This window comes from Aequorivita sp. CRS11, assembly GCF_059693805.1.
On record NZ_JCATIG010000055.1, the window covers coordinates 1 to 502 of the forward strand.

A 502-nucleotide genomic window follows, 5' to 3' on the forward strand; every position below is an offset into this window, starting at 1 on the left:
GTAGTCCCAGGCAGACTCGAACTGCCGACCTCTACATTATCAGTGTAGCGCTCTAACCAGCTGAGCTATGGGACTGTAAAAAGGCCCCAATGTTCAGTGTTCAGTAATCAGTTTTGATGTACCGAAGACTTGACCTGTTGACCATAATATGATAAAATTGACAGCTAAACCAAGCAAGAACCCTTCGCGTTTTTCAATATAAGAGCCTTCTCTTGTTGAATTTTCGGTCGTCTTTCTCTAGAAAGGAGGTGTTCCAGCCGCACCTTCCGGTACGGCTACCTTGTTACGACTTAGCCCCAGTTACCAGCTTCACCCTAGGCCGCTCCTTGCGGTGACGGACTTCAGGTGCTTCCAGCTTCCATGGCTTGACGGGCGGTGTGTACAAGGCCCGGGAACGTATTCACCGGATCATGGCTGATATCCGATTACTAGCGATTCCAGCTTCACGGGGTCGAGTTGCAGACCCCGATCCGAACTGAGACAGGTTTTGTGGATTCGCTCC

Annotated in this window: 1 tRNA gene and 1 rRNA gene; both read right to left on the bottom strand. The window is 50.4% G+C overall.

Annotated elements, in window-relative coordinates:
- Position 1: 1 nt before the first annotated feature.
- Positions 2 to 75, bottom strand: a tRNA-Ile gene (locus AC58DT_RS15725).
- A 166-nt stretch (positions 76 to 241) separates the two neighbouring features.
- Positions 242 to 502, bottom strand: a 16S ribosomal RNA gene (locus AC58DT_RS15730); the annotation flags it as partial.